This window comes from Pseudoxanthomonas sp. Root630, assembly GCF_001427585.1.
Lineage (GTDB): Bacteria > Pseudomonadota > Gammaproteobacteria > Xanthomonadales > Xanthomonadaceae > Pseudoxanthomonas_A.
Genome location: NZ_LMGY01000015.1, coordinates 201,524 through 217,694, shown reverse-complemented (window position 1 = coordinate 217,694; position 16,171 = coordinate 201,524). Strand labels below are relative to the sequence as shown.

The window sequence follows — 16,171 nt, the reverse complement described above, 5'->3', positions numbered from 1 at the left end:
GGCCCACTGCCACGTCATGTCACGGCATGATCCATTCACTGCACGCGCGCGAGCTCCACGGCGGCACCACTCACCCGCACCCCATCGTGCAGATCACGCGGCACCTCTACCTGCAGCAGGCTCGGGCGGCCGATGTCATGGCCCTGCAGGATGCGGAAGCGACGCGTGTCGGGCAGTTCATCGTGCGTTGCCAGATAAGCGCCCAAGGCGGCCGCCGCCGCGCCGGTGGCAGGATCTTCCACCACGCCGCCGGGCGGGAACGGATTGCGCGCGTGCAGCGTGTGCGCATCCTCGCGCCAGACCAGGTTCACCGTGGTCCAGCCGCGTGCCGCCATCAACGTGGACAGCGCATCGAAGTCGTAGTGCAGGTCGGCGAGTCGGGCGCGCGAGGCGGCGGCGATGACCGGATGCCAGGCGCCCGCGTAAGCGACGGCGGGCGGCAGGGTGGGATCGAGATCGTCGCGATGCCAGCGCAATGCCGCCAGCACGCGGTCGAGATCCGTCGCGTCCAGTGCCTCGACGCGCGCCGCCACGCTGGTGAGGGTGGCGGCGAAGTCGGCATCGACCGTCACGCGTACACGCCCTGCTTGTGCATGCAGTACGAAATCCCCCGGACCTTGCTGATGCGCGTACGCGACCATCGCCGCGATCGTCGCGTGTCCGCAGAAGCTCACTTCGGCCAACGGGCTGAAGTAGCGCACGTCGAGTTCGCCCTCCGCGCGCGGCAGCAGGAAGGCGGTTTCCGAATAGCCCACGCCTGCGGCAATGCGCTGCATGGCGTCGTCGGACAGACTGCGCGCATCCAGCACCACGCCAGCCGGATTGCCGCCCGCAGGATCGGTGGTGAACGCGCTGTAGCGCAGGATCGTGGGGGTCATGGTGTTTCTCCCTCGAACGCGACGGTCGCCGGTGCGTCCAGGCGCACCACCAGGTAGCGCAGGAAGAACTGCGTCAGCGGCCCCACGCCGAAAGCGAACACCAGCGTGCCCACGCCCACGACGCCGCCGAGCAAGACGCCGATGGCGAGCACGGTGACTTCGATCAGCGTGCGGATGCTGCGGATCGACCAACCGGTGCGGCGCGCCAGCCCGGTCATCAGGCCGTCGCGCGGGCCGGGCCCCAGTTGCGCGCCGATGTACATCGCGGTGGCGACGGCGCACAGCACCACCCCGGCCAGCAGGTAGGCGCAACGCAGCGGCAGGCCCTCGGGCGTGGCCAGCAGCGCAAGGTTGAGATCGGCGAAAGGCCCCAGCAGCAGCGTGTTGGCCAGCGTGCCCAGCCCCGGCATCTGGCGGAGCGGAATCCAGGCCAGCAGCACGCCCACCGCGGTGAGGATCATCACCGTGCCGAACGACAGCGGCAGGTGGTGCGACACGCCCAGGTGGAACACGTCCCAGGGCGAAGCCCCGACGGCGCCTTCGATCATCAAGGCGATGGCCAGGCCGTACAGCCACAGGCCGACGAGCAGGCGCAGCACGCGCTCCGGCAGGCGACCGGCCTTGAGTTGGGCGAGGGGGCCGAGGTTGGCCAGTCCGATGGGGGAGATGGATTTCATGGGGCCACCTTCCGCCCGATTGGCTCTTTCCGATAGAGCCAATCATGCGATAGTGGCCCCATGAACCGCTCAATGGCTCCGGATCGTCTCGCCACGCTGGTCGGCGATTTCCCCCGCTCCCCTGCCTATCGCGGCCTGCGCCAGGCGCTGCAGGAACTGATCGGCGACGGCCGCATCCCGTTGGGCACGCGCCTGCCCAGCGAACGTGCCGTCACCGAGGTACTCGGCGTCTCGCGGAATACCGTCACCCGGGCCTACGCGGACCTGGTGGCGGCGGGCTTCGCCAAGGCCCGGCAGGGCGCGGGCACCTTCGCCGCCGTGCCCATCGACCGCCGCCGCGCGCACGACCATGCCCTGCACGCCGTCGGCACCGCGACGTCATCGTTGGACGGCACGATCGACCTCAACTGCGCGGCCGGTGCCGCTACGCCCGGGGTCGCGGCCGCGTATGCGCGTGCGCTGGAGGCGCTGCCTGCCTATCTGGCCAGCGACGGCTACCTGCCGTCGGGCCTGCCCGCGCTGCGGACGCGGATCGCCGCGTCGTACGCCGCGCGCGGATTGCCGACCACCCCGGAACAGATCGTGGTCACCTCGGGCGCGCTCTCGGCCATCGCGATCATCGCGCGTGCGCTGTCGCGCCCCGGCGACCGGGTCATGATCGAGTCGCCGGTGTATTCCAATGCCATCGAAGCGCTGCGGATGGGCGGTGCGCGGCTGGTCAGTTCGCCGATGGGCGATCCGCTGGGCGAGGAGGGTTGGGACCTCGCGTCCATCGAAGCCACGCTGCGGCAGACCTCGCCGCGCGCGGCGTACCTCATTCCGGATTTCCAGAATCCCACCGGTTTCCTGATGCACGACACGCAGCGCGTGCGCTACGCGGCGGCGCTGCGCGCGACGCGCACGATCGCCATCGTCGACGAAACACTGCAGTCGACCCGACTGTCCGACGCCCCGATGCCGACGCCGTTCGCCGCGCACGCCCCCGATGCCTTCACCATCGGCAGCGCCTCGAAACTCTGCTGGGGCGGCCTGCGCGTAGGCTGGATCCGCGCGCCGCGCGAACACGTCGAACGCCTCATCGCCACGCGCGTGCAGATGGACCTGGGCAGCTCGCTGTTCGACCAGCTCGTGGTGGCGCAGATGCTGGATGCCGATGGCGTCCTTGCCGCACGACGCGACCAGTTGCGCCAGCGACGCGATGCCGTGGCACAGGCGCTGCGCGAATACCTGCCCGACTGGCGCTTCCGCCTTCCCGAGGGTGGCCTGACACTGTGGGTGCGGATGCCGCATGGCAGCGCCACCGCGTTGGCCGCCGACGTCGAGCGCAAGGGCGTCTACCTCGCGCCCGGCCCGGTCTTCAGCGTGGAAGGCGGCGCAGACCAATGGCTACGCATTCCCTATGCCAAGCCCGAAGACACGTTGGTGCAGGCGGTACGGGTAATGGCCGACGCATGGAAGGCGAATCCCCGCGATGCACGGCAGCACGGCGACGGAGCGAAGCGCCTGATCGCGTGATGCGCCAGCCGTCGTCGGTACTCGTGGCGACGCGGCGTTCCAGCCACGCCGGCACGAACAGCACGGCGAACGTCATCAGCCCAGGCGCCCCACCACCCAGGCCCACATCGGCAGGGTCGCCAGCGACAGCAGGATGCCGTAGCCGACCAGCGCGGCGGCCAGGCGCGGGGCGAGTTGATGGGAGATCGCGAGCGCGGCGGCGGTGATCATCGTCGGCATGGCGGATTCCAGCACATTGGCCTGCAGCATCTCGCCGCGCATGCCGAAGGCGAGCGACAGCGGCACCGCGAGCGCCGGCATCACCAGCAGGCGCAGCAGCAGGCCGACGGCGAGCGGCTTCAATTCATCGCGCGGCAGTTTCAGCTGCAAGGTCAGGCCCACCGCCAGCATCACCAGCGGCAGCATCGCGTCGGCCAGCTTCTGCAGCGCGGCGGCGATCCATGCCGGCGGCTGCTCCGGCATCAGCGTCAGGCCGAACAGCAGCGCCCATACCGGCGGGAACTTCACGATGCGCAGCCCGATCTCGCGCGCGGTCGGCGGCGCATCGCCGCCGTAGCGCGCCAGCACGTACAGCCCGAACGTCGAGAGCAGGATGAAGGTCCCGAACTGGTCGTAGACCACGGCATAGGGCAGCGCGTGTTCGCCCAACAGCGCGCGCACCATCGGATAGCCGATGAAGCTGCTGTTGCAGAGCGCCACGCACAGCAACAGCACCGCGTGCTCGTCGCGGCGGAAGTTCAGCACGCGCGTCGCCAGCGCCACCAGCGCGACGGTCGCCAGGGTCAGCAGCCACGGCGTGACCACCACGCCCATCAACGACGTATCCAGGCGCAGGCGCGGCACGTAGGTCAGCATGGCCGCGGGCAGGCAGACGTACAGCACGACGCGGTTGATGACGTCGCCCGCGTTGTCGGGGAAGGCACGCAGGCGTGCGAATGCCATGCCGAGCGCCAGCATCGTCAGGATCAGGGCAAAGGCATCGAATGCCATGGTGCAGCGGGATACGACGTGGGGACCGCAGGATCGCATACCCGGCCGCACGATGCGCTTGGGCTTTCGTCGGTAGTGCGTTCCACCGGGATGGCGGAATGCGTCGAGGCGCAGGGCTTATCATGGCCGCATGACGAACCCCGCCTTCCCCACGGCCTCCGGCCCGATCACCCTCGACGGCCCGGACGGCGCGCTCGAAGCCCACGTCGACTGGCCGGAAGACGGCGCGCCGGTGGCACCGGTCACCGCCGTGGTCTGCCATCCGTTACCCACCGAGGGCGGCACCATGCACAACAAGGTCGTGGTGATGGCCGCGCGCAGCCTGCGTGAACTGGGTGCGGTGACCGTGCGCTTCAACTTCCGAGGCACCGGCGCCTCGGCCGGCCTGTTCGACCAGGGCGATGGTGAAGTGGACGACCTGCGCGCCGTCGTGGCGTGGGTGCGCGAGCAGCGACCCGGCACGCGGTTGTGGCTGGCCGGCTTCAGCTTCGGCGCCTACGTGTCGCTGCGCGCCACCGAGGGCCTGCAACCGGATGCGCTGGTGTCGATCGCGCCGCCGGCCGGCCGTTGGGACTTCGCCGCGATCACGCCGCCCACGTGTCCGTGGCTGGTGATCCAGGGCGAGGAGGACGAGATCGTCGAGCCGCAGGCGGTCTACGACTGGATCGACACGCTGAAGCATCCGCCGGAGTTGATCCGCATGCCGGAGACCAGCCACTTCTTCCACCGCAAGCTGATGGACCTGCGCGGCGCCATCAAGCACGCGATGAAAGCCTACGTGCCGGCGTGATGGCGGACGACGCTCAAGGGACGGCCCTGACGCCGTCGCAGGTGTACGCACGCGGTGCGGTGCAGGGCCAGTGGCAGGACGACCCGGCGCAGCATCCCGCGCTCGCCGAGCTGGACCGCATCCACACTGCACTCCTCGCCGGCGACAGCGCGCCGGGCCTGTTCGGCCGACTGTTCGGCAAGGCGCCGGAGACGGTGAAGGGCCTGTACTACTGGGGCGAAGTGGGACGCGGCAAGACCTTCCTGGTGGATCTGTTCTACGACAGCCTGCCGCTGCCGACGTACTCGGTCTCGCAGAACAAGGCGCACGGCGAGGGCGGCGGCAAGTACCGCACGCACTTCCACCGCTTCATGCGCGGCGTGCACGAACGCCTGCGCCTGCATGCGGGCGAGAGCGATCCGTTGGCGAAGATCGTGCGCGAGGCGCGCGGCAAGCTGCGCGTGCTGGTGCTGGACGAGTTCTTCGTCACCGACATCGGCGATGCGATGTTGCTGGCGCGGCTGCTTGAACGCATGTTCGCCGAAGGCATCACCCTGGTGACGACCTCCAACACCGCGCCGCAGAACCTGTACAAGGACGGCCTGCAGCGCGCGGGATTCCTGCCGGCGATCGACCTGCTGCAACAACACTGCGTGGTGCTGCGTTCGGACGGCCAGGAAGACTACCGCCTGCGCGCACTGACGCGCTCGCCGGTGTACCGCGCGCCGCTGGATGGCGAATCCGATGCCTGGCTGGCCTCGCGCTGGCGCGAGCTGACGGGTGGCGAGGACGCGCACGCCGGCAATATCGAGATCGACAGCCGCAAGATTCCGGTGCGCGGCCGCGGCAAGAGCATCGCGTGGTTCGATTTCGCCGCGTTGTGCGAGGGTCCGCGCGGCACGACCGACTACATCGAGGTCGCGCACGAATTCAACACCGTGCTGCTCGGGGGCATCCCGCATTTCGATGCGTTGAACGAGGATGCCGCGCGCCGCTTCGTGAACCTGATAGACGAGCTGTACGACCGCCACGTCAACCTGGTCTGCACCGCAGCCACCGCGCCGACCACGCTGTACACCGGCTCGCGCCTGCAGGGCGCGTTCGAACGCACCGCCTCGCGGCTGATCGAGATGCAGAGCGCCGAGTACCTCGCCACGCCGCACAAGGCCTGAGCCGATGGACACCGTGCCTGCTGCGGTCGCCGGGGCGCTGCGCCGGACGATCGACGGCGGCGGCATCGTCTGCGTGCTGACCGGCGCCGGCATGTCGGCCGAAAGCGGCATTCCCACCTTCCGTGGCACGCGCGACAGCCTGTGGTCGCGCTTCGACCCGATGCGCCTGGCGACCGCCGACGCGTGGCGCGAGGATCCCGCGCTGGTCTGGGGCTGGTACCGCTGGCGCATGCAAGGGGTGCGCGATGCGCAGCCGAATGCCGGCCACCGCGCACTGGCGGAGCTGGCGCGGCACGTGCCGCTGTCGCTGGTCACCCAGAACGTCGACGACCTGCACGAGCGCGCCGGCAGCGTCGTCGATGGGCACGTGCATGGCAGCCTGTTCGCGCTGCGCTGCTTCGCCTGCGGCCGCGCGCACACGGCGCTCGACGACTACATGGAAGGCGCGCAACGCGTCGAACCGATGCGCTGCACAGCGTGCGGCGACCGGATCCGCCCGGGCGTGGTGTGGTTCGGCGAAGCCCTGCCGGACGATGCGTGGGCGTCTGCGGTGGACGCCGCCGAGCGTTGTGCGTTGATGCTGGTGGTGGGGACGTCGGGCCTGGTGTATCCCGCGGCCGGCCTGCCCGCGCTGGCGCGACGCCACGGCGCGACCGTGGTGGAGATCAATCCGGAACCGACGGCGCTGTCCGCGGAGGTGGACCACGTATGGCGGGCGACCGCGGCTGAGGCATTGCAGCAACTTTCAGTGCTACCGCGTTCGATTGACCGCCACTCATCGGCGGGGCGATAGTCGCTCTCAGTGTAGGGGGGTCGTCATGGTCAAGTGGACTGCAGGTTTCTTGTTTGGATTCTCGCTTTCATGCGCGCCAGTTGCGGCGCACGCGTGTTCTTATCCGGACCCTCCGACGTTCCGATCTGCACTGAAGCGTGCAACGGTGGTTTTTGTCTTCCGACTCGATGAAACGCGTTACCGGGAGGAAACCGTTGGCGCCTCTGCTCGCAAGGTTTGGTCTGAAGGCACCATCACGCCTGTGCAGAGTCTCTTTGGAGATGCATCCGGCTACAGGAATCTGACTTTCAAGAGCACATCGTGCGGGGGACTCCATCTTGTTGTTGGACACCACTACCTGATTGCCACGAATGCGAAGGGCGACACGATTCCTTTGGCAGCTGCGGATGGCTCGCTGCTCGATCTCGACGGCTTCTACGATCCCGAAAATCTGAAGAACAACTTGCGCGGCCCCGAGATTCTTCCGGTCATCCAAGCCATCTATGGCATCAAGCCGCTGCCGCAGGCCTATCCCCCAAGCTGGATTGCTGATCGCACGGGAGGGGAACCGCCACCTCCACCTCCTCCGCCTGTCAGATAGGTTTGCTTCGACGCATTCGGTGGTAAGGAAACGATACTGGCACCGGCTTCACGCACGGCTTGGCAGACTCGACGCGACCGTTGCGGAGGAGAGCGCCATGAAACCCATCGTCCGTGTTCCCCTGTTTGCCGCCGTTGCCGCCACGCTCCTCGTCGGCTGCGACCGCGCGCCCAAGCTGGAAGGGGTCGACCCCGCGACGCAGACCGCGGCCGAGATCGCCGATCCGGCGCCGCCGGTGACGGGACGCGAAGCGCCGCAGTTCCAGTTCTCCGACGATGACATCGGCATCGCGCTTGCGCCCACTCCTGGCTTCGCGCTGCGCCGCGACTTCACGCGCGACTCTCTCTCCGGTGGTGCCTGGAAGACCTTCGCCGCCCCCGACGTGCGCGGCGAACCGCTGGTCGCGCTGGTGCTGGACGGCTCTGACAAGATCACCTCCGCCGAACTGCGCGTCGGCACCAGCACCGACAGCCATGCGGTGGTGACGTGCCTGGATCCACCCGAAGGCGCGACCACCGAAGCGCCTGACGAGATCCGCATCGACGGCCAGCCATTCCGTCACTTCCGCGCCGCCGATGCGGCGATGAGCCACTACCAGTCGGTCGATGCCTATCGTTCGGTACGCAACGGGCGCTGCATCGCCATCGACCTGCGGGTGACCGGCACGCGTCCGGAGGTCTACGACCCGCCGGCAACGCCGCCTTTCGATGAAGCGACTGCGCACGCACGCCTGCAAGAGGCGCTGGGCGCGGTGCGGATTACACGGTGACGCATTGCCGAGCTCAGCTCCCTTCTCCCCGCCAGCGGGGAGAAGGTGCCCGGAGGGCGGATGAGGGGCGCAGTTGGCGCGATACGTCCACCGAGCAGCCTCTTCTGTTCGTCGAACGCGGAAGGGTTCCGGCGAATGGGCCGCTTCACGACTTCGTTCGCCCCTCACCCACCTTCGGCACCCTCTCCCCGTTCACGGGGCGAGGGTACTTCGACCACGACTACTGCAGCCGCCCGCGCACGAACGCATCCACTGCCTTCGTGTAATCGGACGGCAATCCCAACTCGCGATTCACCTCGCCATGCGACAAATCCTCCGGCAGCACCTCCATCGCCACGCCCAGCATCTTCGCCTTCTCCACCATCGCGCGACCCTGCGGGCACGCGTCCTTGCGGCGCGAGGAGCACACGAACAGCATCGGCACCGCATCGCGGGTGAGCTGATGGTAAGGCGACGCCGCGATCCAGTCGTTGCGATCCTTGCCGAACGCGCGATCGTAGATGCCGGGCAGCGGCGGCTTCTGCATCGTCTGCGGCACATCGAGCGCGCCGCTGTCGAGCGAGACCACGCCGCGCGGCCGGGTGGCGCCCGCCTCGCGCCACAGCGTAGGGGACGCGCCGACCAGCGCAGCGAGATGCGCGCCGGCCGAGTGCCCCATCAGCATCACGTTCGCCGGATCGGCGCTCCATGACGGCGCGCGCTTCTGCACGTCGGCCAGCGCGCGCGCGACGTCGCGCGCCTGGTCCAGCGGCGCGGTGTCGGGGCGCATGCGGTAGTTGATCGAGACCAGCACATAGCCTTTCGGCAACCAGTACGCCGCCTTGTTCTCGACCACACCCGGATTGTCCTTGTTGCCGTTGGCCCAGCCGCCGCCATGCACGAACAGGATCACGGGCGCGCGCTGGGCCTCTGCGGGCAGGTAGACGTCGTAGCGCTGGCGCGGGTCGTTGCCATAGGACACGTCGCGCACCGCGCGCGCACCGGCTGGCAGCGTCGGCGCGCGTGCCGCGGGCTGGCGGGATGCATCGCGCATGTCCTGCAGGCGTTCGCGGAAGGTCTGCGCGGCCGACGGCAGCGCAGCGAGCAGGGCGCAGGCCAGCAGGCCGGCACGGAACAGTGTCTTCATCGCATCACCTCGCAGGGACATCCGGTTCAACCCGCGCGCAGCACCAGCTGCGCGCGCAGGCCTTGGGGCGTATTCGGCAACAGGCGCAGTTCGCCGCCGTGCTGGCGCGCGACGCGGTCGACGATCGGCAAGCCCAGCCCGCTGCCGCCGCCCGCCTGGTCGTGGACGAAGGGCTGGCGTGCGCGCTTGGCCGCCTCGGCGGACAGACCGGGACCGCCGTCGGCGACCTCGACCACCCATGCCGGTCCCTCGGCCCACAGCTGCAGCGACAACGGCAACGCGCCATGCCGCTCGGCGTTGACCAACAGGTTTTCGACCGCGCGCAGCAACGCCATCGGCTTGCCGGGCAGCAGCGCGTGCTCCGGCAGGTCCACGCGCCAGCCCTTGGCCGCGGCGGCGACGGCATGGCGGCAGATCGCGGCCAGGTCGACGGTCTCGCTGCCTTCGTCGCGCCCATCGCGTGCGAACGCGATGAACTGGCCGAGGATGGCATCCATCTCGGCGATGTCGCGATGCATGCTGCGGGTCAGTGCCGGATCGGTGTCCGGCACCATCTCCAGCGCGAACTGCAGGCGCGTGAGCGGCGTGCGCAGGTCGTGCGAGATGCCGGCCAGCAGCAACGCGCGCTCCTCCGCGGCGGCGCGCACGTCGCGACTGGCATCGCCCAGCGCGTGGGCCAGGTCCGCCACTTCACGCGGACCGCACGCATGCACCGGGGGCGGCGCATCGCCCCGCACGATGGCCGGCGCGGCCGCGGCGAGCTGGCGTAGCGGTTGCACGAGCCGACGGGCGAAGTACGCCGCGGCCAGCCAGACCAGCGCCACGCAGCCCACCAGCATCAGCACCGAGAAGCGGCGCATGCCGGTGCCGGGGCGGTCGTAGGCGAACGACACCCACAATGCTTCCCGCGTGGCGGGCTTCAGCCAGATCACCCGCAATCCACGGCCGGCTTCCATCCGCAGTTCGCGGCCTGCGCCCAGGGTCCCTGTTGCCTGCTCGCGAAGTTCGCGCAACAGCGGGGCGAAACGCGGTCGCGCATCGGCGGGGGGCGTGCTGCGGACCTCCAGTCCGGCCTCACGCAGCTGCGCGACCGTGCGTGCATGCGGCTGGTGTTGATCGAGGGCTTCCACCACCTCGGCGAAGCCCTGCATCGCCCGCAGCAATTGGTCGGCGGCGGGCCGCGTGGCGAGTTCGCGCCCCAACAGCAGCGCCAGCACACCAGCACCGGCGAGCACCAGTGCGATCACCAGCACGAGCTGGCCGAATACGCTGCGCGGTAGCGGCGACCTCATGGCGCGGCCTCCGGCGGTACGAACACATAGCCCACGCCCCATACAGTCTGGATCAGGCGCGGCTGGCGCGGATCGTCTTCCAGCAGGCGACGCAGGCGCGCGATGGTCACGTCCATGCTGCGTTCGAAGGCGTCATGCTCACGGCCGCGCGCCAGGCTCATCAGGCGGTCGCGGCTGAGCGGCTGGCGCGGATGCCGCAGCAGCACCGACAACACCGCGAACTCGCCACTGGTCAGCCGCAGCAGTGCGCCGTCGCGGGTGAGTTCGCGCCGGCCCAGGTCGAGCGTGAAAGGCCCGAACACCACCTCGCCACCGTCGGCCTGCGGTGCGCCGGGTGTCGGCCGCGTACGCCGCAACACCGAGCGGATGCGCGCCAGCAGCTCGCGCGGGTTCACCGGCTTGGGCACGTAATCGTCGGCGCCGATCTCGAGCCCGACGATGCGGTCGATCTCGTCGCCCTTGGCCGTCAGCATGACGATGGGCGTCGCGTCGCCCTGGCCGCGCAGGCGGCGGCAAAGCTCCAGGCCGTTCTCGCCGGGCAGCATCAGGTCCAGCACGATCAGGTCAAAGTGGCCGCGGTCCAGCGCCTGCCGCATCTGCACGCCATCGCCCGCGCCGCGCACCTCGAAGCCCTGCGATTGCAGGTAGCGCTGCAGCAGGTCGCGCAAGCGCACGTCGTCGTCGACCAGCAGCACACGGGGCAGGGCGTCTTCCATGGAGCCACTATCGCCCGGCGCCGCGACGCCCCGCAAACCCCGCGGACGGCCCGTTTGTAAGCAGATGTTTCCGGCACGGCCGGCAGACACATCTGCTGCCAACCGCGACACACCTGCCCGCGTTGCACGCCCTACCGTGGCCCTGCCGCTGCTTCCCCGTGCGGCCATCCCACACCCCGACGAGGATTCCGCCATGAGCAAGACCCCGTTCCTGATCGCCGTGACGTTCGCGTTGTGCGCCACCACCCTGTTCGCCGACCATGCCGAAGCGCGCGAACGCAGCCGGGCCGTGCAGCGCACCGCCCAGGGCGGCAGTGTCGCCACGGAGCGCAGCAACGCGCGCTTCGACAGCCAGCGCCAGCGCACCTGGCAGGCCGATGGCCAGGGCAATGCGACCGCCGCGCGCAACGGCAGCATCAGCGGCGCCAACGGCGGCAGCGCGGGTTACGAAGGCAGCGCCTACCGCAATGCCGACGGCAGCGCCGGCCGCCAGGGCAGCGCGTACGCGAACGGCCCCAACGGTGGCAGCGCCAGCACCCGCGGTGGCATCAGCCGCGACGCGGACGGCAACGTGACCGGCGCGCGCAGCACCACCGCCACCGGCGCAAACGGCAATAGCTACAACGGCAGCACCACGGTGTCCGGCGGCACGGTGTCGCACACCGGCACCTGCACCAATGCCAGCGGCGAGACGATCGCCTGTCCGCGCGGCCACTGAGGACCGCTTCTTTTCCGCAGGCGCGGCGGCATGGCACCCCCTATGCCGCATGGATGCATTCCCGCGCCGTCGCGCCTGCGCCTTTCCTTCCTTTCCCGGAGATTCCCGATGTCCCGTTCCGTCCTGCTTCCCCTCGCCACCGCGATGTCCGTCTTCGCGCTGGTCGCTCCTGCGCATGCACAGCCGCGCACCCTGACCGACGAGCAGAAGGCCACGCTGCAGGAGCGCCTGAAGGCCGCCGACACCAACGGCGATGGCCTGATCGACAAGGCCGAGGCCGACGCCAAGCTGCCGCGCATCGCCAAGCGTTTCGACACCCTGGATGCGAACGGCGACGGCAGGCTCTCGCCCGACGAACTGCGCGCGGCAGGCCAGAAGATGGCCGAGCGGCGCGGGCAGTAAGGCGCACCATGGACGGCATACGCGTCTTTACGGGACTGCCGCTGTTGGTGTTCGCACTGATCGCGGCGGTGGAAGCCGCGTGGCTGGTGCGCCGCGGTCGCCGCTACGACTGGAAAGGCTACTGGGCCTCGCTTGGCGACGCCGCCGGGCGCGCCGTGCTCGGCCTGCTGATCCAGGGCGGCGTGGTGGGCGTGCTGTTGTTCGCGATCTGGGAATTCCGCGTGACCACGATCGCGATGGACCAGGCGTGGCACTGGATCGCGCTCTTCCTCGGCCAGGAGCTCTGCTATTACGCGATGCATCGCACCGACCACCGCGTGCGCTGGTTCTGGCTGAATCATTCGGTGCACCACTCGGCCGAGCAATACAACCTGTCCACCGCCTACCGCCTCGGCTGGACCGGCAAGCTCACCGGCGCGGCAGTGTTCTTCGGCCCGCTGGTGTGGCTGGGCTTTCCGGTACCGTACGTGATCGGCGCGCTGGCGGTGAACCTGCTCTACCAGTACTGGCTGCACACCGAGCTGGTGCCGCGGCTGCCGCGCGCCATCGAGTTCGTGTTCAACACGCCCTCGCACCACCGCGTGCACCACGCCAGCAATCCCGAATACCTGGACTGCAACTACGGCGGCGTGCTGATCGTGTTCGACCGGCTGTTCGGCAGCTGCCGCGAGGAACGGCCCGACGTGCCGATCCGCTATGGCCTGGTCGAGCCCGTGCGCAGCTACAACCCGGTGACCATCGCCTTCCATGCCTGGGTGAAGCTGGGCCGCGACCTGCGCCGGGCACGCGGGGTGCGCGACGTGGCGCGGATGCTGTTCGGTCCGCCGGGCGACGTGCCGGGGACGGACGCAAGGCGCTGAAACTGGCCCGCGCGCGCGCGGCCGGCGACAATACGCACCCCCGGCGGCCCCACGCCGCCCGCACGCCGAATCCCATGACCGCCTTCGTTTCGCCCGACCGCATCCGCGGCCTGTTCGCCCAGGCCATGTCCGACATGTACCGCGCCGAGGTGCCGCTGTACGGCGACCTGATCACGCTGGTCGGCGACATCAACGCCGAGACGCAGCGCCGCGATCCCGCCCTCGCGCAACGGCTGCGACGCACCGGCGAGACCGAGCGCCTGGACCTGGAGCGCCACGGCGCGATCCGCGTGGGCACGCCGGCCGAACTGGCGATGCTGGGCCGCGTGTTCGCGCTGATGGGCATGCATCCGGTGGGCTATTACGACCTCACCGTGGCCGGCGTGCCGGTGCACGCCACCGCGTTCCGTCCGCTGACCGAAGCCGCGCTGGCCGCCAACCCGTTCCGCATCTTCACGTCGCTGCTGCGGCTGGAGCTGATCGCCGACGCCACGCTGCGTGCCGAGGCCGACGCGATCCTGGCCCGTCGCGACATCTTCACCGCCGACGCGCGCGCGCTGGTCGCGCAGGCCGAACAGGACGGCGGGCTGGGCGACGCCGATGCGCAGCGCTTCGTCGCCGAAGTGCTGGAAACCTTCCGCTGGCACGGCGATGCGACCGTCTCGCTGGAGACCTACCACGCACTGCACGGCCTGCACCGCCTGGTGGCCGACGTGGTCAGCTTCCGCGGCCCGCACATCAACCACCTCACCCCGCGCACGCTGGACATCGACGCCGCGCAGGCGGCGATGCTGGAACGCGGCATCCAGGCCAAGGCGCTGATCGAAGGCCCGCCGCGCCGCGCGGTGCCGATCCTGCTGCGCCAGACCAGCTTCAAGGCGCTGGAAGAGGAAGTCGCCTTCCCCGACACCACCGGCACGCTGGTGCCCGGCAGCCATACCGCGCGCTTCGGCGAGATCGAACAGCGCGGCCTGGCGCTGACCCCGGCCGGGCGCGAGCTTTACGACCGCCTGCTCGCGCAGGTGCGCCAGGCCGGCGGCGCCGGCAATACCTCGGCCGACTATCCGCAGCGGCTGGCGGCGGCGTTCAGCGCCTTCCCGGATGACGAAACCACGCTGCGCCGCGAAGGGCTGGGCTATTTCCGCTACCGCCTGACCGACGCCGGCGATGCCGCGCCCGCCGCCGAACGCGCGGCGATGACGCCGGATGCGCTGGTCGATGCCGGCTATGCCGTCGTCGACCCCATCGTCTATGAAGATTTCCTGCCGGTCAGCGCGGCGGGCATCTTCCAGTCCAACCTCGGCGGCGGCGAACAGCGCGCCTACGACGCGCATGCGAACCAGGACGTGTTCGAAGCCGCCTTGGGCGCGACGATCCACGATCCGTTCGCGCTGTATGCGCAGGCGCAGGACGCGTCGATCGCGGCGCTGCGCGTTTGAACGCAGGGCGGGCCTTGGCCCGCCATTGCCACGCGACTCAGGTCTCCAGCGGCACCGTCGGGATGATGTTCGGATTGATGTTCTCGACGTCGCCGCCGCCGCCGTCCACAAAGCGCCGCCATGCGTACGCATTCACCGGCTGCGAGCGGTTCACCCACAACGCGTAGTGCAGGTGGTCCGAACGCGGATCGCCGGTGTTCGGGTGGATGAGGATGGTCAGGCCCAGGCTGTTGAGCTGCAGCCAAGGCACCACGATCGGCAGCAGGTCGGGCGTGAACCCGTAATAGAACGACGGGGTCACGTGCGGCCCGCGCGGCTCCAGGTTCCAGTCGCCGAGCTCCACGGGGAAGCGCTCCACCGTCCAGCGCCGGATCAGCGCCGCCTTCTCGTAACTGTCCTCATCGAAATAGACGTGGGCGTGGTAACTCCGGATGGCGGTGTAGGGCCGCGGCGTGGTCGGCAGCGCCTGTTCGTCCGGACGCACGCTGGCCGGGCGCGGCGTGGGCTGCGCAGCCGTCGCCGTGCCCCAGGGGCTCGTGCCCGGCCCGGCGATCGGCAGCAGGACGCCGCCTGCCGACACGCGCGCGCGCCCTGCACCCGCGGCCCGGGACGTCGGCGAAGCAGGCGCGGCCGCCGTCGTGGCCGCCACGGTCGCCAGTCCGGCGCCGGCCAGCAGTGCACGGCGTCGCGTCGGCGACAGCAACTCGGCCCAGTCGCGATCCGCCGTTGGATCGATGATCCGGGCGACCGCGTCGCGCGGTGTGCCGTCCAGGTCGATGGGAAAGAGCTCGTCGTGATCGTGGGACATCGGCAGCGCGTGATGGGGTGGTACCGCAACTCTAGGGCCACCGGATTCCCGCGCGGGCGCGCGCCTTAGAGGCATTGCTCATCTCGGCATGGCCGACGGCGATGACGGTTTCGCTCACCGGTGGCCTCCAGGCGCGCTCCCGGAACCCGGTAATCCGTGAAACCCGCACCGCACCGTTGCCCGCTGTTTCACACAACATTTGGTGTTGACGCTTCCGGACACCCCCACTATCTTGTGGCTGTCGGTTCCGGGGGTGGCTAGCCTCCGGATGAAAAGGGAAGCCGGTGACGCCTCGCGCCACTCCGGCACTGCCCCGCAGCGGTAATTGGGAACGACCCCGCCACCAGCACTGAGGCCACGCCTCGGGAAGCGGCGGACTAGGAGGAAGGCCAGCCTTCCGCGCCCATGAGTCCGAAGACCTGCCGACAACCGCGCGTTGCACACCGCGCGGTGCCGGCCGCGGAATCTCCGGGGGGAGATGGCTGGCGAAGCAGGGCGTCCGCAGTCCGTCTGCGTGATCTCGCTCCCTGCGACGCCGTTTCCCCACTGTGACTCTCCATCCGGCCGAACGCGACCCCGCGAGGGACGGGCCGCCGCGTGCACCACGCATGGAGGAATCTCGTGACCCAGATCGACAGCGCCGTCGCCGACGCCGGCACCACCCCGT

17 protein-coding genes and 1 riboswitch are annotated in these 16,171 nt (G+C 69.7%); of the genes, 10 read left to right on the top strand and 7 right to left on the bottom strand.

Annotation, left to right across the window (positions count from 1 at the left end; translation table 11 throughout):
• Window positions 1–35: 35 nt before the first annotated feature.
• On the bottom strand, window positions 36–878 hold the full coding sequence (locus ASD72_RS11210; RefSeq protein ID WP_056880031.1) for a PhzF family phenazine biosynthesis isomerase: 843 nt from the start codon (window positions 876–878) through the stop codon (window positions 36–38).
• Window positions 875–1,555: a membrane protein gene (locus tag ASD72_RS11205; protein ID WP_056880030.1), complete on the bottom strand. Its 681-nt coding sequence runs from the start codon at window positions 1,553–1,555 to the stop codon at window positions 875–877. Before ASD72_RS11205 ends, ASD72_RS11210 begins: the two co-directional genes overlap by 4 nt.
• Before the next feature lie 60 nt (window positions 1,556–1,615).
• On the opposite strand from ASD72_RS11205, the gene ASD72_RS11200 reads away from it, so the two are divergent.
• Window positions 1,616–3,070 carry a PLP-dependent aminotransferase family protein gene (locus tag ASD72_RS11200; protein ID WP_056880029.1) on the top strand — a complete coding sequence of 485 codons (1,455 nt, stop codon included), beginning with the start codon at window positions 1,616–1,618 and terminating at the stop codon, window positions 3,068–3,070.
• Window positions 3,071–3,145: 75 nt separating this feature from the next.
• Here ASD72_RS11200 and ASD72_RS11195 read toward each other — a convergent pair whose 3' ends face one another.
• A complete protein-coding gene (locus ASD72_RS11195; RefSeq protein WP_056880028.1) occupies window positions 3,146–4,060 on the bottom strand; it encodes an AEC family transporter in 915 nt (304 codons plus the stop codon).
• Window positions 4,061–4,190: 130 nt separating this feature from the next.
• Here ASD72_RS11195 and ASD72_RS11190 point away from each other — a divergent pair, with 130 nt between their 5' ends.
• From ASD72_RS11190 to ASD72_RS11175, 5 genes are all read left to right on the top strand, one after another.
• On the top strand, window positions 4,191–4,850 hold the full coding sequence (locus ASD72_RS11190) for an alpha/beta fold hydrolase (RefSeq protein WP_056880027.1): 660 nt from the start codon (window positions 4,191–4,193) through the stop codon (window positions 4,848–4,850).
• Window positions 4,850–6,001, top strand: coding sequence for a cell division protein ZapE (gene zapE / locus ASD72_RS11185; RefSeq protein ID WP_056880026.1), 1,152 nt, complete (start codon window positions 4,850–4,852; stop codon window positions 5,999–6,001). Before ASD72_RS11190 ends, zapE begins: the two co-directional genes overlap by 1 nt.
• A 4-nt stretch (window positions 6,002–6,005) precedes the next feature.
• Window positions 6,006–6,794 (top strand): NAD-dependent deacylase, encoded by a 789-nt coding sequence (locus tag ASD72_RS11180; protein ID WP_081420291.1) that lies wholly within the window; start codon window positions 6,006–6,008, stop codon window positions 6,792–6,794.
• A 25-nt stretch (window positions 6,795–6,819) separates the two neighbouring features.
• Complete coding sequence (locus tag ASD72_RS20965) at window positions 6,820–7,374, top strand: hypothetical protein (RefSeq protein ID WP_155944612.1); 555 nt, start codon at window positions 6,820–6,822, stop codon at window positions 7,372–7,374.
• Window positions 7,375–7,471: 97 nt separating this feature from the next.
• On the top strand, window positions 7,472–8,143 hold the full coding sequence (locus ASD72_RS11175) for a hypothetical protein (RefSeq protein ID WP_056880025.1): 672 nt from the start codon (window positions 7,472–7,474) through the stop codon (window positions 8,141–8,143).
• A gap of 220 nt (window positions 8,144–8,363) precedes the next feature.
• Here the strand turns inward: ASD72_RS11175 and ASD72_RS11170 are convergent, their stop codons facing one another.
• From ASD72_RS11170 to ompR, 3 genes are read right to left on the bottom strand one after another with little or no spacing between them, the layout of a single operon-like run.
• Window positions 8,364–9,269: an alpha/beta hydrolase gene (locus ASD72_RS11170; protein ID WP_056880024.1), complete on the bottom strand. Its 906-nt coding sequence runs from the start codon at window positions 9,267–9,269 to the stop codon at window positions 8,364–8,366.
• Between the two features lie 26 nt (window positions 9,270–9,295).
• Window positions 9,296–10,561 carry an ATP-binding protein gene (locus ASD72_RS11165; protein ID WP_056880023.1) on the bottom strand — a complete coding sequence of 422 codons (1,266 nt, stop codon included), beginning with the start codon at window positions 10,559–10,561 and terminating at the stop codon, window positions 9,296–9,298.
• On the bottom strand, window positions 10,558–11,277 hold the full coding sequence (gene ompR, locus ASD72_RS11160) for a two-component system response regulator OmpR (RefSeq protein ID WP_056880022.1): 720 nt from the start codon (window positions 11,275–11,277) through the stop codon (window positions 10,558–10,560). Before ompR ends, ASD72_RS11165 begins: the two co-directional genes overlap by 4 nt.
• Window positions 11,278–11,470: 193 nt before the next feature.
• On the opposite strand from ompR, the gene ASD72_RS11155 reads away from it, so the two are divergent.
• The 4 genes from ASD72_RS11155 to ASD72_RS11140 all read left to right on the top strand — a co-directional run bounded on the left by ASD72_RS11155 (window position 11,471) and on the right by ASD72_RS11140 (window position 14,696).
• Window positions 11,471–11,995, top strand: coding sequence for a hypothetical protein (locus ASD72_RS11155; protein WP_056880021.1), 525 nt, complete (start codon window positions 11,471–11,473; stop codon window positions 11,993–11,995).
• Between the two features lie 108 nt (window positions 11,996–12,103).
• Window positions 12,104–12,397, top strand: coding sequence for a hypothetical protein (locus ASD72_RS21660; RefSeq protein WP_056880020.1), 294 nt, complete (start codon window positions 12,104–12,106; stop codon window positions 12,395–12,397).
• A gap of 8 nt (window positions 12,398–12,405) precedes the next feature.
• Complete coding sequence (locus tag ASD72_RS11145; protein ID WP_056880019.1) at window positions 12,406–13,257, top strand: sterol desaturase family protein; 852 nt, start codon at window positions 12,406–12,408, stop codon at window positions 13,255–13,257.
• A 74-nt stretch (window positions 13,258–13,331) separates the two neighbouring features.
• Window positions 13,332–14,696 carry a VOC family protein gene (locus tag ASD72_RS11140; RefSeq protein WP_056880018.1) on the top strand — a complete coding sequence of 455 codons (1,365 nt, stop codon included), beginning with the start codon at window positions 13,332–13,334 and terminating at the stop codon, window positions 14,694–14,696.
• A gap of 37 nt (window positions 14,697–14,733) precedes the next feature.
• Here the strand turns inward: ASD72_RS11140 and ASD72_RS11135 are convergent, their stop codons facing one another.
• The gene (locus ASD72_RS11135; RefSeq protein ID WP_081420289.1) at window positions 14,734–15,504 is read right to left on the bottom strand and encodes a DOPA 4,5-dioxygenase family protein; all 771 of its coding nucleotides are present in this window, start codon (window positions 15,502–15,504) and stop codon (window positions 14,734–14,736) included.
• Window positions 15,505–15,729: 225 nt separating this feature from the next.
• Window positions 15,730–15,946, top strand: a riboswitch (cobalamin riboswitch).
• Window positions 15,947–16,171: the final 225 nt, after the last annotated feature.